The following is a 26,296-nucleotide window of genomic DNA, read 5'->3' on the forward strand; positions in this document are numbered from 1 at the left end:
AAGGCTTTCACTATAATAGCCTCATACTGATTTGGACATAGGAATATTAATTATACGTTCATAAACAAAGGGTCCTGATGACAACTGTCATCAGGACCCTTTGTTACATAACTTAAATACTTTTGTCAGGTGATAAAAAAGTCGTGAAACCACCACAAATTTTCATTACCACTTTCTCAATATACCGAATGTCATATATAACGTGCTTAAATGATCCATCTTCACCCAAGGCGGATAAAGGATTAGAAAATAATGTCAATAGCCTCTAGCTCATCTTGCTCCTGTTCGGATTGCCCGTTCAGGGAAATATCCTTGAGCAGCACCGAAGGCTGTTCGCCAATTTGGTTGATGATCACGAGCAGGTCCTGAGCGAAATTGTCGATCAGATTGCGCGTAAACAACTTGGTTGCATATTCAAACTGCCCGTTCATTCCCTCATCCAGCAACGAAATGACCAAGGTAAGGTCAAATTGGGAAACCGCATGCGTTTCCGGATAAGATTCGATCTGGATATCCCCGAAGCTTTGAACGTTATCTTCCTTCGTTTCCAGTGCAAACATGACATCGAATACAGGATTGCGGCTTTGATCGCGCGGCACCTGCAGCTTTTTAACAAGTTCTTCAAACGGATAATCCTGGTGGTCGTAGGCCCCCAGCATCGTTTCTTTGACTTCGTTCAAGTAATTAAGGAACGTCTTCTCCCCGGATGGATAATGGCGAATCGCCAACGTGTTGACAAACATTCCGATGAGTGGCTCCAGGTCGGCATGTGTGCGGCCCGAAACCGGTGTGCCTACAATGAAGTCTTCTTGTCCCGAGTACTTGCTGAGCAGGATGGAATAGGCCGCCGATAACACCATATATAGGGTAGCACCGTTCTCATCGGCAATACGCTGCAAGTTGTCGGTCATCTGCTTGTCGATACTGAAAGGCAGCACATCTCCCTCAAAGCTGCGAGCGGCAGGTCTGACAAAGTCCATAGGCAACTCAAGCGTTGGCAATTCACCTTCCAACATGTCCAGCCAGTAGGCTTCCTGGCGTTTCAGCCGTTCTTTTACAGGTTCGGACTGCTGCCAAGCGGCGAATTCCTTATATTGAATCCGAAGCGGTTCCAACGTCTCACCGTTATACAGGCGTAGCAGCTCTTCGATGAAGATACCCATGGACATGCCATCCGTGACGATATGATGAATGTCCAGCATAAGCAGATGACGTTCCGCTTCCCATTCAACTAAGCCCACACGCAGCAGCGGCGGCCGCTCCAGATCAAAGACACGTACAAAGGCATCTGCAATGCTTTTTGTTTCACTTTCCGTCGCCTTTGTATACTCGACGGCAAACTCCAAGTCCGAATAAATCCGTTGTACCGGTTCGCCGTCGACCATTTCGAAGCCAGTTCGCAAAACTTCGTGACGAGCGATTAATCCTTGGAGCGCCGCTTCTAATTGATTCCGCTCCAAGCGCCCGACGAGAACCGTCATGCCGGACATGTTGTAGCTAAGCTCGGCGCCTTCCATCTGCTGCTGGATGTACAGCCGTTTTTGCACAGAGGAAAGCGGATAATACTCCCTTTTATCCAGAACCGGAATGGAAAGGAATTCCTGCTGTTCCAATCTGCTAATCACTTCAGCCATCGCTTCAATAGTCGAGTACCGGAATACATCGCGCAGTGGCAGGTCCACGTGCAGCTCCTTGTGCACCTTGCTGACCAGCGTTGTCGCCCGCAGCGAGTGACCGCCGAGGTCGAAGAAGTTGTCCGTCACACCAATCGTAATTGACCCAAGCACGTCCTGCCAGATGGAGACCAGTTTCGTCTCCAGATCGGTGCGCGGCGCCACGTATTCGCGCCCTGCAATTGCTCCCTCTTCCGGCGCCGGCAGCGCTTTCCGGTCGATTTTCCCGTTTGGTGTCAGAGGTAATTGCTCCAGCTCCACAAAGTACGACGGGATCATGTAACCTGGCAGCTCGCTGGAGATCGCTCGTTTCAGGTCGGCCGCCTTCAGATCGATATCCGTTGTGTAGTATGCGCACAGCGCCTTTTGCCCGTTCGCATCACTTCGAACCAGCACCACCGCTTCGCGTATACCTACCACCCGCAGCAGCTGCGACTCAATCTCACCCGTTTCAATCCGGTAGCCCCGGATTTTCGCTTGATTGTCAATCCGGCCTATGAAGTCCACGTTGCCGTCCTCCATCCAACGCGCCAAATCTCCCGTGCGATATAACCGCTCACCCGCGGTGAAAGGGCTGTCTACAAACTTCTCTTCCGTCAGCTCTGGACGGTTCAAGTACCCACGTGCTACCCCAACGCCGCCGATGACCAGTTCGCCCAGCACACCGACTGGAACAGGATTTAGATGTGCATCCACGATGTAAAACTTCGCATTCAACCACGCTTTGCCAATCGGCACATGGCCTGTCTGCGGCAGTTTCGCCAACTCCTCGTCATAGAAACTGGAGTCAATTGCCGCTTCCGTCACACCGTAGGCGTTAATAATTCGGAACGATGAACCAAACCGTTCCTGTAAGGTACGGTAATCTGCCACACTGCAACTGTCCGAGCTTGTGATCAACAGCTCCATCCCGCTCAACTTCAGCCCCTGCTCGTGTACGTATTCCATAAACGGCACGATCAGTGCTGGTGTTGATTCAAAGATCGTCACTTGCTCTCGCTCCATCCAGTAGTGCAGACGAGCCGGATCGATCCGGTCGTCCTTCGGTACAATGACCATCGTGCCTCCGTTGTACAACGTCCGCGCGATATCGCCCACAAATACGTCAAACGAGAAGCTGGCGAGCTGCAACAGCCTTACCGGGAACTGATCCAACCGATATTCCCGTCGGTAACCCGCCGCCGTGTTCACCAGACTGCGGTGCTCGATCATCACGCCTTTTGGCTTGCCCGTCGTTCCCGACGTGTAGATGACGTACGCCAGATCCTCCGGACGGGCTTCATGGAAGCTGTCCATACCGACAACATCAACATCATTCGGATGACTCTCGCCACCACCGTTCACAGCCCCCGTTAGCTTGCCGTTGACTGGATCGGGAGCACTGTTGGAGCCTTGGCCAAATTCCATTGGCAGATTGCTTCGTTCCTCGTTGTACGACGTTTCGTCGTCGAGATACAGCACCGTCGCCAGTGCCAGTTCCTCTTCACCGAGCCAGGCTTCGGCACGCTCTCGCAGCGGCGTTTGCGTCAGCAGCACCTTCACTCCGCTGTCTTCCAGCATGAACCGCACACGGTCCACCGGATAATCCGGGTCAAGCGGCACATACGCCCCGCCTGCTTTCCAGACGGCCAGCACGGCCACCAACAGGTCCACCGAGCGCTCAGCGAGAATGCCAACAATCTCCTCCCGACCGATGCCGCTTGCGCGCAGCGTGGCCGACAGACGGTTCGCCCGCTCGTTCAGCTCCGCATACGTCAGCCGATCGTTTTCGTACACGACAGCTTCAGCTTCCGGCGTGTGTTCCGCCTGTTCCTCGAACAGTCGATGGAACGCTGCCATAGGAGCCTCTTCCGGTTGCGCAGGGTTAAACGCGCCGACAATCTGCTCTTTTTCCTCTGCCGTTAACAAGTTCAGCTCGGCAATAGTCGCCGACGGGTTGCAGAGAATGGATTCAAGCAGCTGCAAGTAGTGGGCAGCCAACTTCTCCACTGTTTCGGTTTTATATAGAGCCGTGGCGTATTCAAACAGATATTCCAAGCCGTCCTCAATCTCCGTAACGTCCAAGCTGAGATCGAATTTGGAAACAATTTCTTCGCTGGCATACGTCGACAAATGTAGTCCCGGAAGCTGAATTTCCACATTTTCTGTATTCTGCAAAGCAAACATCGTATCGAACAGTGGATGACGGCGTAGATCACGAGCCACGTTTACCTTATCCACCAGTTCCTCAAACGGATAATTCTGATGTTCAAAAGCACCCAGCGTTGTCTCCTTGATCTCCTTCAAGTAGTCAAGGAACGTCTTACCGGCAGCCGGGTAACTGCGGATGGCCAATGTATTAACGAACATCCCGATCAGCGGCTGAACGTCGCTATGATTTCTGCCCGCAATCGGCGTACCAACCACCACGTCTTCCTGACCTGAATATTTATGCAGAAGCACGTTATATGCCGCAAGCAGAACCATGTAAAGCGTTGCGCCGTTTTCAGCTGCAAGCCGTTTCAGACCTTCGCTTTTCTCAATATTCATAAACAATTGCAGCGTGCGGCCCTCATAGCTCTGCATAGCCGGGCGCGGATAGTCCGTCGGCATTTCCAGAACTGGCAGTTCTCCGCGGAACATGTCAATCCAGTAAGCTTCCTGCTTGGCAAGCTGCGTTTTCTGCTCGTCCGATTGCTGCCATACTGCATAATCTTTGTACTGAATGCGGAGTGGCTTGAGCGGCTCCCCGCTGTACAAGTGCACAAACTCTTCGATCAGTACGTCCATTGAAACGCCGTCCGATACGATATGATGTGTATCGAACATCAGGATATGCCGGTCTGGCGCGAGTTCGGCAATGCCCACCCGCAGAAGTGGCGGCTTCGCTAGATCAAACGCACGAACGAATTGGCGCACCGTTTCTTCCGCCTGCTCCCCGCTGATCTGCACATATTCCACCTGGAAGGTGACTTCTTCGTAAATCCGCTGAACCGCTTCGCCTTCAACCATCTCAAAGCCGGTACGCAGCGTTTCATGACGAGCTACAAGCCCGCGAAATGCTTCTTCAAACCGCTGCCGGTTGAGCTGCCCTTCGAGCAGCATAGCTCCCGGTATATTGTAGCTCAGCTCGCCTCCTTCCAGCTGGTTCAAGATATAGAGACGTTTCTGCGCAGAAGAGAGCGGATAATACTCGCTAGGTTCCGCAGCCGGAATAGCCATAAACGAGCCGATCTCCAAATGCTCCATAGCCACAGCCATTTCCTCAACTGTCGAGTAGCGGAATACGTCGCGAAGCGGGAATTGGGCGCCCAGCTCCTTATGCATTTTGCTGACAAGTGTTGTCGCCCGCAGGGAGTGTCCTCCGAGGTCGAAGAAGTTGTCCGTTACGCCTACCTCCTTATCCCGAACAAGTACCTCCTGCCAAATGGCGGCCAGCTTTGCCTCCAGTTCGGTGCGCGGTGCCACGTATTCGCGGCCTCCTCCTGCTCGCCCTTCCGGCGCTGGCAGCGCCTTCCGGTCAATTTTCCCATTTGGCGTTAGAGGCAATTGCTCCAGTTCAACGAAATACGATGGAATCATGTATCCCGGTAGCTCGCTGGAGATCGCCCGTTTCAAATCTGCCGCCGTCAAGCCTTCTTCCACTGTATAATAAGCGCACAACGCTTTCTGCCCTTCTTGATCTTCCCTGACAACAACGACCGCTTCCTTCACGCCACCTACACTCAGCAGCTTTGCTTCGACTTCGCCCGTCTCGATCCGGTAACCCCGGATTTTCGCCTGGTTATCGATCCGGCCGATGAAGTCCACGTTGCCATCCTCCATCCACCTCGCCAAGTCTCCCGTGCGATACAACCGCTCACCAGCGGTGAAAGGACTGTCTACAAACTTCTCTTCCGTCAGCTCTGGACGGTTCAAATACCCGCGCGCCACACTGACTCCGCCGATAACCAATTCGCCCAGCACGCCGACTGGCACCGGGTTCAGATGTGCATCCACGATGTAAAACTTCGCATTCAACCACGCTTTGCCAATCGGAACATGGCCTGTTTGTGGCAGTTTCGCCAACTCCTCATCATAGAAACTGGAGTCAATTGCCGCTTCCGTCACACCGTAGGCGTTAATAATGCGGAACGACAAGCCAAACCGTTCCTGTAAGGTTCGGTATTCCGCCACACTGCAACTGTCCGAACTTGTGATCAACAGCTCCATCCCGCTCAACTTCAGCGCTTGCTCGTGCACGTATTCCATAAACGGTACAATCAGCGCCGGCGTTGATTCAAAGATCGACACTTGCTCCCGCTCTATCCAGTAGTGCAGACGAGACGGATCAATCCGGTCGTCTTTCGGTACAATCACCATCGTGCCTCCGTTGTACAACGTCCGCGCGATATCACCCACGAATACGTCAAACGAGAAACTGGCGAGTTGCATCAACCGCACCGGGAACCGATCCAACCGGTATTCCCGCCGGTAACCCGCCGCCGTGTTCACCAGGCTGCGGTGCTCAATCATTACGCCTTTTGGCTTGCCCGTCGTTCCCGACGTGTAGATCACGTACGCCAGATCCTCCGGACGGGCTTCATGGAAGCTGTCCATGCCCACAACATTTGGATGGCTCTCATTACGGTCGTTCACAGCACCCGTCAGCTCGCCCGAGACCAGACCTGAAGCCATGCTGGAGCCTTGGCCGAAGTCCATTGGTGCATTCGCTCGATCTTCGCTGTATGACGTTTCGTCATCGAGATACAGCACCGTCTCCAGTGCTAGTTCCTCTTCGCCGAGCCAGGATTCGGCACGCTCTCGCAGCAGTGTTTGTGTCAGCAGCACCTTCGCTCCGCTGTCTTCCAGCATGAACCGCACGCGGTCCGCCGGATAATCCGGGTCAAGCGGTACATACGCCCCTCCCGCTTTCCAGACGGCCATCACGGCCACCAGCAAATCGACCGAACGCTCGGCGAGAATGCCCACAATCTCCTCCCGGCCGATGCCGCTTGCACGCAACGTTGCCGACAGGCGGTTCGCCCGCTCGTTCAACTCCGCATACGTCAGCCGATCGTTCTCGTACACGACGGCTTCCTCTTCCGGCGTGCGTTCCGCCTGTTCCTCGAACAGTCGATGGAACGCTGCCACAGGAGCCACTTCCGGCTGCACCGGATTAAACACGCCGATAATTTCTTCTTTTTCCGCCGCCGTCAAAAGCTCTAACTCATGTACACGAACATTCGGATTAGCCGCAACCTGCTCCAATGCACGGGCAAAATGACCGTGGATCTGCCTGATGTCTTGCTCTCTGAATGTCAGTGCATTGTACGTAAACCGCAGCAAAATATGCTCTTCCGGAATGACGGTAATGTCCAGATCGTAGTTCGTTTGTTCCGGCGATTGGATATTAGCGATTTTCAGCGCTTCTTGGCCTCCGCCGACAACCTGCTCAATCTGTTCTTCCATCGGATAATTTTCAAAGACCATAATATGGTTGATCAAGTCGCGCTTTTGCTCGCTCAGCGACTGAATTTCGAACAGCGGGAACGTTTCGTAAGCTCCCGATGTCAGCGCTTGATCCTGGGTTTTTCTCAAAATATCGGCTACCGTCTCCTCGGCTTTGCCTTGAATACGGACGGGGATCGTATTAATAAACAGACCGATCATGCTTTCGATACCTGGAATCTCCGCCGGACGCCCGGATACGACGGAGCCAAATACAACATCTTCGCTGTTGTTGTATACCTGCAGAACCAGTCCCCATACGGTCTGCATGAATGTATTAAGCGTCACCTGATGCTGGCGCGCCACCCGCTCGATTTGCCAAGTCAGTTCCTTGCTGAGTTCCACATCGATCTCAGCTGCTTCAAAAGCGCCCTGCTTCAGCCCTGTTTTCTCCCGAGGCAGCTTGGTCTGCTGATCATAACCCGCCAAATACTCGGACCAGTAACGCGAAGCTTTCGCGGCATCTTGAGCTTCCAGCCATTCGATATACCGAGAGTACGAGGTAACCGGAGGAAGCTCCAGCGTCCGCTGCTCCTGGAACGCGAAGTAGGTGTCGAACACTTCCTTGATCATTAAGGACATGCACCAGCCGTCCAACAAAATGTGATGGTGACTCCAGATCACTTGGTAGGACTCGTCGCCCGTACGCAAAACTGTAACGCGCATCAGAGAGCCTTGGGCCAAATCGAACTTGTTCGCTTTATCCGCGCTGACAAAATCGGCTATCGTCTTCTCCGGGTGTTCATCTCTTGCCGAGCGAATATCTTCAAAGTACACTTCACACTTCCGCTCGCAGAATACCACTTGAATCGGCTCGTCTCTCCAGCCGGTAATAAAATTGGTCCGCAGCGCCTCATTTCGCTGTACCAGCGTATCCAATCCGCGGGTGAAGGCTTCGACATTCAGGCTTCCATACAGATCGAAGGTCACCTGTTCGAAGTAGGCTTCCGAATCGGCATCCAGCAAGCTGTGGAACAACATCCCTTTTTGCAGCGGAGTCAGGGTGTATACATTCTCCAGTTCGCCGAGTGCCGCCGTATGTTCGGACAGCCACTCCAGTTCCTCCACCGTTACATCTTGAAGCAGTACGTCACTAGGCGTAAGTTCCGGCCGCTCTTTCGATACGCAATGGCTGATGACTTCACGCAAACTCGATTGAAGCAGGGTGCCCAAGCGCTCAACCGTCTCCCGTTGATACTGGGTTTCCCCATAACGGATCGTGAGTTCCAACATGCCTTCCGACACCATACCGTTGATATCGAGGATATAATTCATCACAGCATTCGGGCTTGAATCGGAGCCCGGACTGAACGGAGACGGCTGCGAGCCGCTGCTTTCGTAATCCTGGTCAAACTGACCCAGATAGTTAAAACTGATCTCCGGCTCCAAAACGAAGCGCTCTCCGTCACGCGGCGCTGACAAATAACGCTGAATGCCGTAGCCGATTCCTTTGTTCGGAATGCGGCGCAAGTTTTCTTTCACCTGTTTCACCTGATGACCGAGTGCCTGAGCGTGACCCGGCTCCAGAACGACAGGGAATTGGCTTGTGAACCAGCCTACCGTGCGTGTAATGTCCACATCTGGCAAAAGTTCTTCCCGGCCGTGGCCTTCGAGATTCACCAGCACGCGTTCTTGACCGCTCCAAGCTTGTACTGAGAGGCCCAGCGCAGCAAGCAGCAAATCGTTCATTTCCGTATGGTAAGCACGGTGTGCCTGCTTCAGCAGCTGTTCGGTTTCCTCCGCCGTCCAGCGGACGGTCACGATCCCGCTGTCCTTCAGCTTGGATCTGCCTTGTTCAAAATCTTTCGGAAGCGGCTCATAGGTCAATTGCTCGATATGCTGCCAATACGCTCTCTCGCTTTCCATCGCCGGACCGTTCGCATAATCAGCGAGCTGTTTCGCCCACGTTTGGAATGAATCCGTTTTGAGCGGCAGACGGATCAGCTGCCCTTGCAACGCCTGCTCATAGCCGGCAGCAAAATCCTCAAGCAGAATCCGCCAGGATACGCCGTCTACGACCAAGTGGTGGATCGCGATCAGCAGATGATCTCCATCCGCACAGCGGAACAAGCCGAGCTTCAGCAAAGGCCCTGCCTGCAGGTCAATGCTGCGCTGAAGCTCGTTCGCCTTGGCTTCGATCGCCTGCGCGCAGTCCGTCATTCCGCGGAAATCGTTCACTTCCAGGCTGTAGAGCTCGCCTTCGCTTTCCGCGATGCCTCGGTTCCATGCCGCATACCCGCTCTCGGTCCGGCTGAAGACGAGGCGCAGCGAATCGTGATGCTCGGCCAGCTTCCGCACGGCCTGACGAAGCGCCGCTTCGTCATAGCCTTCCTCCCGGTACAGCATCACCGCCTGGTTAAAGTGGTGCAGATCGGTGAACGACTGCTCGAAGAACCAGCGCTGAATCGGCGTCAGCCCCGTCTCTCCCGTAGCTGCCACCTGATCGGCGCGTCTTAAGACCGACTGGAGATACGGGCTTAATTCCGCTACGGTCGGATATTTGAACAAATGCTTAATTTCCAGCTTGTACCCGGCCTGATATAGCCTGGAAGACACCTGGATCGATTTAATTGAATCCCCGCCGAGCTCGAAGAAATTGTCCATCACGCCGATCGGACGCCCCGTTCCCAGCACCTTTTGCCACACCGCAACCAACGTCTGCTCCGTCGCCGTCCGGGGCGCCACGTATTCCGTTCCAACGAGCATACTGCTTTCCGGTGCGGGCAGCGCCTTACGGTCGAGCTTCCCGCTGTGTGTGAGGGGCATCCGCTCCAGCTGCACGAAGTAGGACGGAATCATGTACGCAGGCAGATCCTCCGCCAGCGCGCTTCGCAGCTCGCTCGCCGCAAGCGGCTTGTCCGCCACGAAGTACGCGCAGAGCTGCTTCTGACCGGCTTCGTCCTCTCTGGCGATGACAACCCCCTCTTGGACGGACGCCGCTTTCAGGACCTGCGCCTCCACCTCGCCGAGTTCGATCCGGTACCCGCGGATTTTCACCTGATGGTCGATCCGGCCCATATACTCGATGTTGCCGTCCGGCAGCCATCTGGCCAGATCGCCCGTCCGGTACATCCGCCCGCCCGGCGCAAACGGACATTCTACGAATTTCTCCGCGGTCAGCTCGGGACGGTTCAAGTAGCCTCTAGCCAGACCTTCGCCCGCGATGCACAGCTCGCCCGGCACGCCGACCGGCTGTAGCGCTGTCGTCCCTTCCTTGACAATATGCAGCCGGATGTTCGAGATCGGCTTGCCGATCGGCACCGATACATACGCCTCTTCCGGTCCGCAATCGTAGTACGAGACATCAACCGTCGCTTCCGTAGGCCCATAAAGGTTGATCAGCTGCGCTTGATTCACGGATGACGAAATCCACTGCCAGAACCGGCTCACATGCGATGTCGCCAGCGCTTCCCCGCTTGCAAACACCCGTTTCAGCGAAGACAGCTTGTTACCCAGATCTTCGCTCGGCTGACGCTCGACATATTCGAGGAAGGCGTGCAGCATCGACGGCACAAAGTGCATCGTGGTGACGGCTTGCCGTTCGATCGTGTCCAGAATCGTCTCGGGATTCTTCTCTCCGCCCGGCGGCAGCAAGCAAACTTTGGCCCCCGTCCAAGCCCACCAAAACAGCTCCCACACGGAAACGTCGAAGGTGATCGCCGTCTTTTGCAGAATCGTATCCCTGGAGTCGATCGGGTATGCATTCTGCATCCACAGCAGCCGGTTGATCACCGGACGGTGCTCCACCATGACGCCCTTGGGGTTGCCTGTCGAGCCCGATGTGTAAATGACGTAGGCCAAGTGCTCCGGTCCGCTCGCTGGCTCCAGGTTCGAGCCGTCTTCGTCATACGCGAATGGATCGTTCAGATCGACGAGCGATAGACCGCCAAGTGGCTCTGTCCCGGCAAATGACGCGCTTTCCCGCAAATGGCTCTGAATCAGCAGCAGCCTAGCGCCCGAATCTTCGAGCATGTAGCGGATGCGCTCCAGCGGGAATTGCGGGTCGATCGGCACGTAGGCGCCCCCGGCCTTCAAGATCGCATAGATGCCCACGATCATCTCCAGCGAGCGCTCGGCCATGATCGCGATCGGCTGATCGGCCTGCGCGCCAGAGGCACGCAAGGATCTCGCCAGCCGGTTCGCCCGCTCGTTCAACTCCCGGTAAGTCAGGCTGCTGTCCTCATAGACAACGGCCACTTGCTCCGGCGTTTGCTCTGCTTGCTCCTCGAACAGCTCGTGGATCGTTCTCTCTCTCCACGACTCATCCGCTTCCAAGCCTGGACCCTCTGAGGCAGATTGCTTCGCCAGAGCCGAAGACGACACGGCAAACCCGACCAGCAAATCATGCTTTTCGCTGTCCGTCAATATATCCAAATCCGAAATCCGCGCACCCGGCTGAGCCAGGATCGACGCCAAAAGCTGCTCGTAATGACCCGCCAGCCGTACCATCGTTTCCTGTCTAAACAACGAGGTAGCGTACTCGATCTTGCAAACCAACTCGTTACCCTCTTCCACGATATCCAAGCTAAGATCAAACTTTGCTCTCTTTTCCTCGATGTCAAACAGCGACCATTGCAAGCCTTCCAGGGCTAAATCCAGGCTTTCGTGCTTTTGCAAAGAAAACATGGTGTCAAACAGCGGATTCCGGCTTAAATTCCGGCTCACCTGAAGAGCTTCCACCAGCTCCTCGAACGGATAGTCCTGGTGCTCGTAGGCTCCAATCGTCGTTTCCTTCACATCCTGCAAGTAATCCAGGAACGTCTGCTCTGCCGTCGGACCCAAGCGAAGGGCCAGCGTATTGACAAACATGCCGATAATCGGTTGCAGGTCGGCGTGAGAACGAGCGGCAATCGGAGTGCCGACTACGATATCTTCCTGTCCCGCGTATTTATGAAGCAATACGGAGTAAGCAGCCAGCAGAAGCATGTACAGCGTCGCCCCCGAATCTCCGGCAAGCCGTTTTAGAGCTTCGCTTTTCTCCGCATCCAGCGCAAACGTGAGCGTTTGACCGTCAAACTGCCGGACGGCTGGGCGGGAAAAGTCAAGAGGCAGCTCAAGAACGGGAAGCTCGGAGCTGAATACCTCGCGCCAGTATTCCTCCTGCCGTTTGATACGCTGGCATTGCTCGTCGGATTGCTGCCAAACGGCGTAATCCTTGTATTGAATCCGCAGCTCCGGCAATTCTTCCCCATTGTAAAGCCCCACAAATTCGCGTAGCAGCACGTCCATGGAAAGACCGTCGGAACCAATATGATGCATATCCAGCGCAAGCAGGAATTTCTCTTTCTCAAGTATGATCAGCAGGGCGCGCAGCAAAGGCGGCTGGGTCAAGTCAAAAGGCTGAATGAAGCCTTCCAGAATGGCCGCGACCTGATCTTTGCTTGCTTGAAGCTTCTCGACCTTGAAATCTACGAGCGGATGAATACGCTGAACCGGCTCTCCATTCACGATTTCAAAACCGGTGCGCAGCATATCGTGCCGGGCCACCAAAGTAGTCAGCGCCTTTTCCACTTTGGCCTCGTTCAAAGTCCCTTTCAATTGCAAGGCGCTCGGGATGTTGTAATTCAGCTCCGAGCTATCTAGCTGGTGCAGGACATACAGTCTTTTTTGCGCAGAGGAAACTGGATAGTACGCTTTCTCTTCCGCTTTTGGAATCGAGCTGTGCTGCGATTCTTTCAAGCTGGCAATAGCCTCTGCCATCAATTCTACCGTCATATAGCGGAACACATCGCGCAGCGGAAGTTCAACGTTCATTTCCTTCCGAATCTTGCTGACAAGGTTTGTCGCCCGCAAGGAATGCCCTCCGAGCTCGAAGAAATTGTCCAGGACTCCAATGCCGGAGTAACCCAGTACTTCCTCCCAGATTTTCACAAGCTGGGACTCCGTAAGGTTACGCGGTGCTACGTATTCGACACCCGTTTGCAAGCCGCCTTGCGGCTCCGGCAGTGCTTTGCGGTCCACTTTGCCGTTGGACGTCAGCGGCATGCGTTCCAGCTGCACGAAGTATGACGGGATCATGTATCCCGGCATTCCCTGGGCCAGCGAGGTTCTCATTTCGCTAACTGTCAGCGTCCGGTCCGCCACAAAGTAGGCAACAAGCGCCTTTTCGCCCCCGCTGTCCTGACGGGCGAGCACCACCGCTTCTTCCACGCCCTCCACGTTCAAAAGCTGCGTCTCAATTTCGTCCAGCTCGATCCGGTACCCGCGGATTTTGACCTGATGGTCGATCCGGCCGAGGTATTCAATGTTGCCGTCCGGCAGCCAGGCCGCCAAGTCGCCTGAGCGATACAGTTTTTCCCCCTCCGCAAACGGGGAATCAACGAACTTTTCCGCCGTCAAATCCGGGCGATTCAGGTATCCTCTCGCCAGGCCTTCACCGGCTACGTACATTTCGCCTGCTACGCCGATCGGTACAGGGCGGCGGTTTTCATCCAGAACGTACACGCTCAGCGTTGGGATCGGCTTGCCGATATTACTCTTCGCCGCCTCCATCTCAACCCACGTAATTTCCTTATACGTCACGTGAACCGTCGTCTCGGTAATGCCGTACATATTGATCAGCTTTGTCTCCGGGTACTTCGTCTTAAAACCCTTGAGCAACAGCGGGCTGAGCGCTTCGCCGCCAAAGATGACGTTGCGAATCCGCAGATCGTATCGATGGTCCACTAAAATCTCACGCAGTAGTTGGTAGAAATATGTTGGCGTCTGGTTCAATATCGTGACCCGTTCGCGGCTCAGCAGTGCCAGGAACTCGGCCGGATTTTTCGCCGTAAGCGGCGGTACGATAACCAGCTTTCCTCCATTCAGAAGTGCTCCGTACATCTCCCAGACGGAGAAATCGAAGCAGAACGAGTGGAATAACGTCCACGTGTCGGACGGCCCAAAGTCGAACAGGTTCTTGTCGTTGAACAAAAGGCGCACGACGTTTTTATGCTCAATCAACGTGCCTTTGGGCTTGCCGGTCGTTCCCGATGTGTAGATGACATAAGCCAAGTTACCCGGGCCAGAAATTGGCTCCAGATTCGAAGCGTCCAGCGCACCAGCGGAGTCCGCCCCTTTGTCGCCCCAAACGAAATCGTCCAATTCAAGGCGCGTTCCTGCGAAGTCGGTCTTCTCATGCAAATGCTTTTGAATCAGCAATAACGGTGCGCCCGAATCCTCAATCATGAAGCGGATGCGTTCCTCCGGGTAGTCGGGATCGATAGGCACGTAGGCTCCGCCCGCTTTGAGAATCGCCAGAATGCCGACGACCATATCAAGCGAACGTTCGGCCAGAATCGCTACCAACTGATCCGCTTCGACTCCTGTCTCCCGCAGCTTACGCGCAAGGCGGTTGGATCGCTCGTTCAGTTCGTGGTAGCTCAACTGCCGCTCATTCATGACGGCAGCCACGTTATCCGGATAAAGCTTCGCCTGCTCTTCGAACAACCCATGAATCGTCTGCTGCCGTGGGTAGTCTGCCTCCGAATCATTAAAACCGCGCACCAGTTCACGGATTTCCTGCTCCGTTAGCATTTCTAGCGAAGCAATATCCCCTTCCGGCGCTGTTGCGATAGTTTCGAGTAGCTTGTCATAATGTCTGGCGAACCGCTCCGCGGTCTCCTGTTTATACAAAGCCGTAGCGTACTCCAACCGGCATTCGAGCTGACCATCCAGCTCCGAAATATCCAGAAGCAGCTCGAACTTGGACGTTCGGTTTTCCAACGGATAAAACGATTGCTCCAGCCCCTCGATGACAATTTGCTCATTCTCCGTATTTTGCAGGGAGAAGAACGTATCAAAGAGCGGATTCCGGCCGGTCGCGCGCGGAATGCGAAGACTTTCCACCAAATCTTCGAACAAATAATTTTGGTGTTCAAAAGCCCCGAGTGTGATTTCCTTCATTTCTTCCAGGTACTTAAGGTACGGCTTGGAACGCTCCGGATGGCTGCAAATGGCAAGTGTGTTGATAAACATACCTACGATTGGCTGCACTTCTTCCTGCGTTCTTCCGGCAATCGGCGTTCCCACGATCAGATCTTCCTGACCCGAATATTTATGCATAAGGATCGAGTAAGCAGACAACAGCACCATGTACAGGGTCGTGCCCGTCCGTGCGGCCAGTTCTTTCAGCTTGTCCGTCCGTTCTTTCCCAATATCAAACTTCACGGTCCGGCCGTCAAAACTTTGCACCGCAGGCCGCGGGAAGTCCGTCGGTAGTTCCAATACAGGCAGCTCGCCCGACAGCTGTTCCAGCCAGTACTCCTTCTGCGGCTGGATCAACTGCCCGTAGGCTTCGGAATGCTGCCAAACGGCATAATCTTTGTATTGAATACGCAACGGAGCCAGCTCCTCACCCCGATACAGGCGGCTGAACTCGTCGAAAAGCAATGCTGTCGAGATGCCATCCGAGACGATGTGATGCATATCGAACAACAGGATGTGGCGATCCTCGGCGACTTCGATCAGGCCGATGCGAAGAAGTGGCGGCTTGGTCAGATCAAACGGGTGATAGTATGCTTCCACCACATGGTCCACTTCTCCCTCGCTCGCCTGGAAATAGTCTACAGCAAACTCCACCTCGTCATAGATGCGCTGCACAAGCTCGCCTTGAACCTGCTCGATCCCGGTACGCAGCGTCTCATGGCGCTGAATCAGCGCCCGAAACGCGTACTCTACGCGCGTGCGGTCCAGCTTGCCTTCGAGAAGAAGCGCCGCCGACATATTGTAGCTACGCTCGGCCGCGTCAAGCTGGCGCAGGACGTACAGACGCTTTTGCTCGGATGAAACCGGATAATACTCGGCCTCTGCCGCCTTTGTAATCTCATACGTTTCTTGCTGCTTTAAACCGCTAATTCTTTGGGCAAGCTGTTCGATCGTGGTGTAGCGGAAAACGTCCCGCAGCGGAACCTCGACTTGCAGCTCTTTTCGAATCTTGGAAACAAGCGCGGAGGCCCGCAAGGAATGACCACCCAGGTCAAAGAAATCGTCTTGGACTCCAACTCGCACAATACCCAGCACCTGCTGCCAAATAAGAGCAAGTCTTGTTTCCAGCGTTGTGCGAGGAGCCACATACTCACGGCCGGCTTCTATCTCTCCGGTCGGTTCAGGCAGCGCTTTACGGTCAATCTTGCCATTCGGTGTGAGCGGAAGCTGATCAAGAGACACCAACCGGGCCGGAACCATATGCGCAGGTAGCTCTTGTTTCAATTGGGACAGCAGATCGCTCAGTTGCAAGGAAACATCCCCCGCCACGTAACCGCACAAATACTTTTGCCCCTGCTCATCCGTACGGTCAGTCACCACAGCCTGCTTGACCCCCGGGAAACTGAGCAGGGCCGTTTCAATTTCGCCGAGTTCAATCCGGAACCCACGAATTTTCACCTGATAGTCGATTCGACCGATGAAGTCAACGTTGCCGTCTTCCAGCCAGCGGGCCAAATCTCCTGTCCGATACAGACGTTCGCCAGGCACAAACGGGCTGTCTGCAAACTTCTCGGTGGTTAGGTCCGGAAGGTTCCAATACCCGCGCGCCACACCGGCGCCACCGATGACAAGTTCACCCGGAACCCCTACAGGAACCGGCTTTAACCCGGCATCTACAATGTAAAACCGGGCGTTCAGCCAGGCTTTGCCGATTGGAACATGACCCAACGATGGCAGGTTGTTCAGCGGCTCATCGTAAAAGCTGCTGTCAATGGCCGCTTCGGTAACGCCGTAGCTGTTGATGATGCGGAATTGTCCGCCGAATCTTTCCTGCAGCAATCGGTAATCGGTGACACTGCAAGCATCCGAGCTGGTGATCAGCAACTGCATGGAGCTGACGTCCAGCCCTTCTTCATAAATATGCTGCATGAACGGCAGGATAAGCGCAGGTGTCGATTCAAATACCGTAATGTTTTGGTCCCGAATCCAGCCGTATAAGCGATCCGGATCAATCCGGTCATCCTTTGGCACAATTACCATCGTTCCTCCGTTATACAGCGTCCGCGCGATGTCTCCAACGAACACGTCAAACGAGAAGCTCGCCAGTTGCAGCAACCGCACCGGGAACTGATCCAACCGGTACTCACGGCGGTACGCATCCGCCGTATTCATGAGACTACCATGCTCGATCATGACGCCTTTTGGACGTCCCGTCGTACCGGAGGTGTAAATCACATAAGCCAAGTCTTGCGGAGCACTGTCCGCAGATTCAAATTCCACGGCTGAGGTATCCCCGTTATACATCTGTTCATCGTCCATCGCATAGACAGCTTGAAGCTTCAGCCGGTCATCGGCCAACCAACCTCCGGCCCCCTCCAACAGATGACGCTGCGTAAGCAGCACCGATGCTTCGCTATCGCTGAGCATGTACTCAATCCGCTCCGCCGGATAATCGGGGTCCAGCGGTACATAAGCTCCGCCGGCTTTCCATACGGCGAGCACACCGACCAGCAGTTCCACCGAACGCTCTGCCCAGATCCCCGTAATCGTCTCCCTTCCCACGCCCTGTTCACGAAGGAGCGCAGCCAGCCGCTCGGCGCGTTCGTTCAATTCGCCGTAAGTCAGCTGTTTGTCCATGTAAACAACTGCCGGGTGATCCGGAATGTCTCGGGCAAACTTTTCGACATACCGATGAAACGCTATTCCCTCGCTCAGTGCTGCCACCGGCGGGTTAAACACGTCCAGAATACGGTGTCTCTCCTCATCGCTCAACAGAGAAATCTCGCGCACCCGCAGTTCGGGAGTCTCAAGAAACTGGTCCAAAACGGTTACATACTGTTCCATAATGCGATCAATCTCGGTCGTCTCGAACAGGCCGGTACGATAGGAAGCATGGAGAATGACATGGCCTTCATTCAGCATATGGTCGAAGCGCAGCAGTAGATCGTCCATCTCGTGTCTAGCAAAGTGAGCCTCCAGACGTACCTTTATTTCTTCGTACTCCACGATTTTCAAAGGTAGATATTCCAGAGACGTGCGGAACAACTCCGAAAGATCGTTGCGGCCGTGTTGTTCGCGTAAATCCTGAATCAATTGGTTATAAGGATATTTCTGATGCCGCAGATCCGCCGTATTTTCCTTGGAAACCGTTTGGATCAAGGAAAGCACGGACCCAACTGGATTCAGACTAATCCGCGTAGCCACGGTGCTGACGAACATACCGATCGTTTCTTTTTCCTTCTTGCTGGTGCGATTGGCAAAAACCGTGCCGACTGGAACATCGGTGCTGTCGGTCAGCTTATACAATAAGACGTACATGGCGGACAAAAATAACGTATATAAACTAACCTGATATTGTTCGCTAAAAGCCAGAATGCGGTCATAGCGGGAACCATCCAAAGTGATGGAACGTTTATTCGATTCGCTGCCAATCGAGAATGGCGGAACCGATTTAATGCCGCTCGTTTCAGGCAAAGTCTTGTACTTGGTTAGCCAATATTCCTTGCCTTTTTGATAACGCTGCGATTGCTCATATTCATGCTCAGTTGAAATATAATCCAGATAGGATGGGGCCTGGTAACTGCTGAAGATGCCATTGCGCAGTTCCAGGTATTTTTCCATCACCGCATGCAGCAAAGCAGTGACGGACAAGCCATCGGCGATGATATGATTTATAGTCAAATTAAGCCATACTTGGCCGTTCGCAAAATGGATCATCGTAAATTGGTAGAGGTGTTCGTCGAACACGCTGGCCGGTTTTTCGCTTACTTCTTTCACCCAAGCATAGAATTGTTCGGTTGTGCCTATTTCGAGGTGGCTTATCTTGGCTTGGACATTCTCTGGCTCTTCGAACCACTGCGTTGGATTTTGCAAATCCCCGCTAATGCGGATTCGGAAAGCGTCATAGGTTTTGACAATCTCTGCCGCCGCTTTCTCCAGCAGCTTGGTGTCGATCTCGCCCGTAATCTGGTAGGTCGCGGAAAGCATCGTGATGGATGTGCCCGGATTCATAATTTCCATGAACCATATCCGGCGCTGGGCTTGCGTTAATCCATATTGCTTGTTTGTATTCTCTCTCACATCGACACACTCCCGTATTAGAGATTGTTTGTAGATAGGCTTTGTAACTATAAATTGAACTAAAGATGATTTACACGGAACACTCCGATGACAGAATAACCTTCCAATCGCTGTTATCCCCAGATTTTTTCGCATCCCTTTTTAAAAGGGAAAATCCGGTGATAAAGGCGAGCGCTACGCTTTTTCAGGTTTTTTCTGTCCTCTCCGTTTTTATGTAAATGCATAGTTCAATTTATACAGATAGCAATAGGAAGCCGCCCGCCGTAAAGCGGGTCTAGCCGTACAGCCGCGCGTAATAACCTCCGAGCGCCAGCAGGTCCTGATGGCGGCCCCGTTCCACGACCGTTCCTTGATTCATGACCGTAATCAAATCCGCATGTTCCACAGTGCTGAGACGGTGGGCAATCAGAATGGTGGTGCGCCCCTTCATCAATACGTTCAGGGCTTGCTGTACCCAATGCTGGGATTCGTTATCCAATGCAGAAGTCGCTTCATCCAGCAGCAGAATCGGGGCGTTTTTGAGAATCGCCCGGGCGATCGCAATTCGCTGCCTTTGTCCGCCTGACAACGACGCTCCTCTCTCTCCCACCGGCGTTTTATACTGTTCAGGAAGTTCCTGAATGAAATGGTGAGCGTACGCCGCTTTGGCCGCTTCAACCACTTCTTCATCCGTTGCATCCGGATTGCCATAGCGGATATTTTCCTCAATCGTGCCGGTAAACAAAAACGGCTCCTGCGGAACGTATGCAATCTGCCTGCGGATTTCTTCCAGCGTGTAATGGCCGAAAGGTTTACCCTGAAGCAGGATATCTCCGCTGTCCACAGGATAAAAACCGAGCAGCAGCTTGATCAGTGTACTTTTGCCGCTGCCGCTGGCTCCTACGATCGCAGCGACCTGACCAGGAAACACTTGCATGGACATGTCGACAAGTACCTTTTTATCCGCCTGATAGGAAAATTCCACATCGCGAAACTCCACCGCAGCCTCCGATACAAGCTCGCTACGAGAAGATCCCAAACTCTCCGGTTCCTCTTCCTCGTTTAGTACCTCTTGGATCCGGTGAGCACCCGCGAGCGAATTTTGGGTCATCGACAGAACCATCCCCAAGTTCAACAAGGCGTGCGTCAGATTCACTTGTAAAACTGCCAGAGCGGCGACACTTCCCATTCCCATCAATCCGTAGGCATAAAGAAGACTGCCGATGACGATGATGCCGCAAAACGTGACGTAGCTGATAAAATGGTTCACCGCAGCCTGCATACCATTCTTTTTCGCCGTTTGCCGAAGCGTTTGCGTCATTTGTTCGTTCAACGCCTCGTACTGGCCGTAAATCGTGCGGATGCGGAACAACTTCACAATTTGAATGCCGCCCATAAAATCTTTGAATTTTTCGGTCATTTTACCGAGCGTACGCAAGCCTTGTTCGGACAAAGCGCGGATATCCCGTGCAAATTTCAGGCTGACCAGAGAGGACAGCAGCAGAATGACGAAGGATACGCCAGCAAACCGCCAATCGATCACCACCATAGAGGCAATGGAGCCGATGCAGAAGACAACTTGAAGCAGCAAAACGAAGTAAACCTGCGAGAATGTAAACTCAACGGTCGTTACGTCGTTGTTCACTCGCGACAGCAAGTCCCCATGGTGGTTCTGCTCCAGGAATCTCGGCCGCACCCGGCACAGCTTGTCATAAAGACGTTTGCGGATATTCAGCACAGTCAGCTCGACACTGCGCTGGTATAAGTAAATGAACCAGGGAGAAATTATATTTTCCAGAAACAGGGCCACGCCCAAAATAACAAAAGCTTCCACCATCAGGGACGTATCTCGGGACACGGCGAAATCAACCAAGTTATGTACGACCAAGCTGAAGGCGATCAGAAACAATGTCTGGGTGAGCGCCGTTACAGCAAGGCCAATCGCGTACTGGGTTTTGCGCTTGCGGTTCATAAACGTCAGCAAGTAGCCGAGTTCTTTCACTTGCGAGAGCCATCCGCTCTTTTTCATGTGTATGACACCTCCCTGCGTTCGGCAGACTCGGTAAACTCCTGGTAATACGACTGGGCGTACAGTCCCTTCATCTCGAGCAATTGTTCATGAGTGCCCTTTTCGACAATACTTCCTTGTTCCATAACCCAAATTTCATCGGCGTTTTGTACCGTAGAAAGCCGGTGGGCAATCACCATGGTCGTTCTCTGCTTCATCAATACGCCCAACGCTTCCTGAACCGCGCTTTCCGACTCTGGATCAAGTGCCGATGTGGGCTCGTCCAACAGCAGAACGGGAGCATCCTTCAGAAAAGCCCGGGCCATTGCAATGCGCTGGCGTTGCCCACCGGACAAAAATCCGCCGCGCTCTCCGACATACGTCTGGTAACCGTCCTCAAGCTGCATAATGAAAGTATGAGCCTGAGCAGCTTTGGCGGCTTCAATAATCTCGTCCATCGACGCTTCTTCCCGCCCATAGCCGATATTTTCGGCGATCGTACCGCTAAACAAATATGAATCTTGGGTTACCACGGAAAAATGCGACCGAAGCTGCTCTGGATCTGCACCATGGATCAGGCTTCCGAACACGCGGATCTCGCCCTGATCCTCCGGAAGTGGATAAAAGCCGCATACCAGCTTAAACACCGTGCTCTTCCCTCCTCCGCTCGCTCCGACAAGTGCAATCGTCTTGCCTTCCGGCACCGAGAAGTTAACATTCCACAGAATCGGGGAACTCTCTTCATACCCGAAGGTTACGTTCTGAAACTGGATGGGGGCGGCGCTCGCTATTGGAAGCACACGGCCATTTTCCGTTTCGGTCGGCTGCTCGACGATTTCGGAGACCCTTCTCAGGGCACCGGTCATTTCGAACGTGCGCGTGATGAGCTCGGGAATATGCTCCAGCGGCTCCAGACACAGATTAAGCAAGTACAGGAAGGCGATCAGTTCTCCCGCGCCTAGCTGCCCGTTGTAGATCAAATAGCTTCCGTAACTGACGGCGAAGATGATCGGGCTGATCATCAGCGTAGAAAGCAGCGGGTTGACCCAGGCTTCCCGCTTTTTCACGGCCAGCTTTTTTTGAGCCGTCAATTGCAGTAGCACTTGGTAGGAACGAGATAACATACCAGATAGCAGGTAGCTTTTTACAATAGGCATCCCTCCAAGCGTATCCTGGAGGTTGACATTCATTCGGCCCATGTTCGCCTGGGCTTCCTCCGTCAACTGTTCCAACTGCTTCCCGATCCATTGGGAAACCAGCAGTGCTAAGGGAAATAACAGCAGGCTGTACAGCATCAGCTCCCATTGGAGATACATCAAATAAGCGAAACAGCCGATAAATAATAGCGGATGATAAAACCACTGGGCGAGGTCCCGAATCATAAATTGCTGGATGAGCTGCAGATCGTTGTTGATCCGCGACAATACGTCGCCGGAGTGCTGCTTTTCCAAATAGGGGACCGGAAGTTTGCCGATATGACGCATGACATGGTTGCGGATATCCCGCACCGCAGAGGCACTGCTTCGCTCCACACCAAAGCTCATGAAAAACTTCGCGGGCACACCGATCAAGATGACCACAAAGACCGTGTACACGATCTGCAGAACGATGGGCCCCGCCCCATTCTCAGCCTGTGTGGTCAGCTGCTCGACCAAACGTCCCGTCCATATCTCAATAACCGCGGCGGCTATTGCGGACAGGATACCGACGATCATCCAGCCTTTGTGACGGCTCACATAGGACATCAGCCAGCGGAATGCTTTCCAGGTGGCATAAACGGTTCGGCGCTTGGAAGGCGCGGCTGTGCCTTGTTCTTGAACAGACGTCTGCCGATCAACTCCCATGCAGAACCCCGGCCTCCACTTCGATCTGCCGCTTGATTTGCACTAAGATGTCACGGATGACAACGGCCGTTTCGTCCACGCGCGTGAGTTCCAGTAATTCCTCGTGTGCGCCCTCCAGCCGGTAATCGGCGTAAGCTTGCGTCGTTGCCCTCTGCCAGGACGGCAACTGGTGCTCCAGGCGGAACGCTTCGCTGTCCTTCGCAATCAGTTCGTAAATCCGGGCAGTTATCGTGCCTGAATTAATAAGTTGCGCTTCGTACGTCAAGGTGGCTTTGATCTTCCGATGAACACGCTCCCGCACGAGCGGATTGCTCATTAATTCCTTCTCTTCTTCGTCGAAATCCGCAAGCATTTCTTCAAGCTCTTTCTCAGACGTTTCATAAGGTGTGAGTGTGTCCTTAATCCACGAGTCCACCATGAGCACGTCTGTTACGGAATATCCTCTACTTTCCATCGTTTTGGCTACCTCGAACGTCAGGTTGCCTCCGAAGCAGTAACCGAGCAGCACGTAAGGTCCTTCCGGCTGGATGCGAACAATCTCATCCACATAACGGTTCAGCATGGCCTCGTAATCGATGACATCGTCTATAAAATCAATGCCGTAAAGCACGAATCGGCCGTCTAACCTGCTTGCAAGCTCTCGGTAACCGATGCCGAAGCCGCTGCCTGGAGGGAAGCAGAACACGTTCAGATCTCCTTCTTTATTCAGCTTAATGAAAGAGTCTCCACCTTTATCCAGGCCCAGATCCTCCTCTCCAAAAGCCATGGCTTCAACGGTTACATGATGGAATTGGCGATTCAGCGGTATCTCGATGCCCGTTTCATCGTAAACGGCTTGAACGAGCCTAATCAGACTTAAGGAATTGCCTCCCAGCTCAAAAAAGTTATCCTTTACGCCGACCTGTGGAATGCCAAGTGTATCCTGCCAGACACGGGCGATCTTCATCTCGAGCAGTGTTCTCGGCGCAACATATTCCGTTCCTCCAGTGGCGGCTTCCTCTGGTGCGGGTAGCGCTTTGCGGTCGATTTTCCCGTTCGGGGTCAGCGGCATCCGCGAAAGCTGCACGAGGTACGAAGGAATCATATATCCCGGAAGCTGCTTGGCGAGCTGCTCCTTGAGTTCATGCGCAACCAGCCTCGTTTCCGCAACGTAATAAGCGACAAGCTGCTTATGGCCGTTTGCGTCGTCGCGGGCGAGCACCATCGCTTCTTGCATGGCGGCGATCTTCAGCAACTGCTCTTCAATCTCGCCGATTTCGATCCGGTAGCCGCGGATTTTCACCTGATGATCGATCCGCCCCCGGTATTCGATGTTGCCGTCCGGCAGCCAGCGAGCGAGATCTCCCGTCCGGTAAAGGCGTTCTCCCGGCACAAACGGATGTTCCACAAACTTCTCTGCCGTTAGCTCCAGATGGTTCAGGTAACCTCTCGCAAGCCCTACGCCTGCCACGCATAACTCGCCGTCCACTCCCAGAGGCACAAGCTGCAGGTGGGCATCCAAAATGAAAATCCGGTGATTGGACAGCGGGCGCCCGATCGGAATAACTCTGCGCTCCGGCTGCTGCTCATCCGCATCCCAAAGCGTTGTAACAATCGAAGCTTCGGTAGGCCCGTAAGCATTGAAATAGTGGACCTTCTCCTTCCACTGCTGCACAAATTCGGCCGATACCGCCGAACCTCCCGTTACAAGCTTCGTTAAGCTGGGAAGGCGGTCCGGGTTCAAATATGTGCTGTACGTCGGAGGCAAAATCGCCGCCGTAATCGCATGCTCGTTCATATAACTCTCGAACAGGCGGTTGTCGAGAATCGTCTCGGCCGTCGGGATGTACAAAGTCGCGCCAAAATAGAGTGCTTTGAACACTTCCCAGCAGGACGCGTCGAATGACAGGCTGGCGAATTGAACGATCCGGTCATGCTCCGTGATGCCCAGCCTGTCCGCGAACATCAGCTTCAAGCTGACCAAACCACGATGCTCCAGCATGACCCCTTTGGGTTTGCCCGTCGTACCTGATGTATAGATGACATAAGCCAGATCATTCGGACCGCTCGCCGGCTCCAGATTCGAAGCATCCAGCACACCAGTGGATTCCGCCCCGCTATCGCCCCAAACAAAATCGTCTAATTCAAGGCGTGTTCCTTCAAAGTCGGTCTTCTCGTGCAGATGTTTTTGAATCAGCAATAACGGTGCGCCTGAATCCTCGATCATGAAGCGGATGCGCTCCTCCGGGTAGTCGGGATCGACAGGCACGAAGGCTCCACCCGCTTTAAGAATTGCCAGAATGCCGACGACCATTTCGAGCGAGCGTTCGACCAGAATCGCTACCAGTTGGTCTGCTTCTACTCCTTTTTCCCGCAGCTTCCGCGCAAGGCGGTTGGATCGCTCGTTCAGCTCGCGGTAGGTCAATTGCCGCTCGTTCATGACGACGGCCACGTTATCCGGGCGATGCTCCGCCTGTTCTTCGAACAAGCCATGAATCGTTTTTCCCCGCTCGAACTCGGTTTCGGTGTCATTAAATCCCTTGAGCAGCATCTCCCTCTCGACTGGGAACAGCATATCGACTTGTCCAAGCTCCAGATCTGGCTGAAATAAAAGCATGGACAGCAACCGAACAAGATGGTCGGCCGCCTGCTCCATAAATGCCCGCTCGTACCGCTGTCCGTCAAAGCTTATTTCCAGCTTGATGGAGTGGTTGTGGCGGTCGAAGCGAAAAACGGTATCAGCCGCCACACGGTTACCCAGCGGTCCCGGATGAATCGGGGCGAAGGATGCGATGGTGTTGACGACCGGGAGGCCATGCCCCGTATAGTCCAGATGGAGCGGCTCCACCATTTTTCGAAAAGGCAGGTGCTGATGCTCCAGCGCCTCGCCGATGGAGCCTTTGATGCCCCCAAGCAGCGTTTTCAGCGTAGTCTGGCTGCTTACGGACGTTTTGATCACCAAGATGTCATGCGGCGGCGTCTCACCCTGGTCTGGGCTATACGAAGGCATGCCCACCAGCACTTGGTCCCGCCCGGTATATTTGAACAGCAGGCTTTTGACTCCTGCCAAAACAATCATGTACAGAGCCAAATCCGAACCGCTGGCGAGGCCAATGATTCTCTCCGAGAGTTCGCTCGGCAGAGTACGGTGAAGCAAGTCCGGCTCTGCCGCAGATTCCCCGCCCTCGAATAATTTGGAGGATTGACTGTATGGAAGGAAGCTCAGGCTATCATCTGCGTCAAACTTGCCGCTCCAGTACCGTTCTTCCTTTTCAAATAAAGATTTCATTCGTACCTCCCCTAAAAATGAAGTGACCGCATACCCCGGCGCAGGTCTGAAAAGGCTTGCTTTCGACCTG

At 53.9% G+C, this 26,296-nt stretch carries 4 protein-coding genes; all 4 read right to left on the bottom strand.

From position 1 onward, the window contains the following. Nucleotides 1-242 precede the first annotated feature (242 nt). Nucleotides 243-19,127, bottom strand: coding sequence for a non-ribosomal peptide synthase/polyketide synthase (locus MKY44_RS24855; protein WP_341009020.1), 18,885 nt, complete (start codon nucleotides 19,125-19,127; stop codon nucleotides 243-245). A 274-nt stretch (nucleotides 19,128-19,401) separates the two neighbouring features. Next, nucleotides 19,402-21,135, bottom strand: a complete 1,734-nt coding sequence (locus MKY44_RS24860; RefSeq protein WP_341009021.1) for an ABC transporter ATP-binding protein — start codon at nucleotides 21,133-21,135, stop codon at nucleotides 19,402-19,404. Next, entirely contained in the window at nucleotides 21,132-22,958 is a 1,827-nt protein-coding gene (locus MKY44_RS24865; protein ID WP_341009023.1) for an ABC transporter ATP-binding protein, read from the bottom strand. The genes MKY44_RS24860 and MKY44_RS24865 overlap by 4 nt, the downstream gene beginning before the upstream one ends. Beyond that, the gene (locus MKY44_RS24870) at nucleotides 22,948-26,226 is read right to left on the bottom strand and encodes a non-ribosomal peptide synthetase (RefSeq protein WP_341009025.1); all 3,279 of its coding nucleotides are present in this window, start codon (nucleotides 26,224-26,226) and stop codon (nucleotides 22,948-22,950) included. Before MKY44_RS24870 ends, MKY44_RS24865 begins: the two co-directional genes overlap by 11 nt. Nucleotides 26,227-26,296: the final 70 nt, after the last annotated feature.

This window comes from Paenibacillus sp. FSL R7-0026 (assembly GCF_038004485.1).
GTDB classification, from domain to species: domain Bacteria; phylum Bacillota; class Bacilli; order Paenibacillales; family Paenibacillaceae; genus Paenibacillus; species Paenibacillus xylanexedens_A.

Excerpts from the sequence above, each read along its gene's own strand:
- MKY44_RS24860 (WP_341009021.1), bottom strand. The coding sequence starts at position 21,135 with ATGAAAAAGAGCGGATGGCTCTCGCAAGTGAAAGAACTCGGCTACTTG.
- MKY44_RS24865 (WP_341009023.1), bottom strand. The coding sequence starts at position 22,958 with ATGGGAGTTGATCGGCAGACGTCTGTTCAAGAACAAGGCACAGCCGCG.
- MKY44_RS24870 (WP_341009025.1), bottom strand. The coding sequence starts at position 26,226 with ATGAAATCTTTATTTGAAAAGGAAGAACGGTACTGGAGCGGCAAGTTT.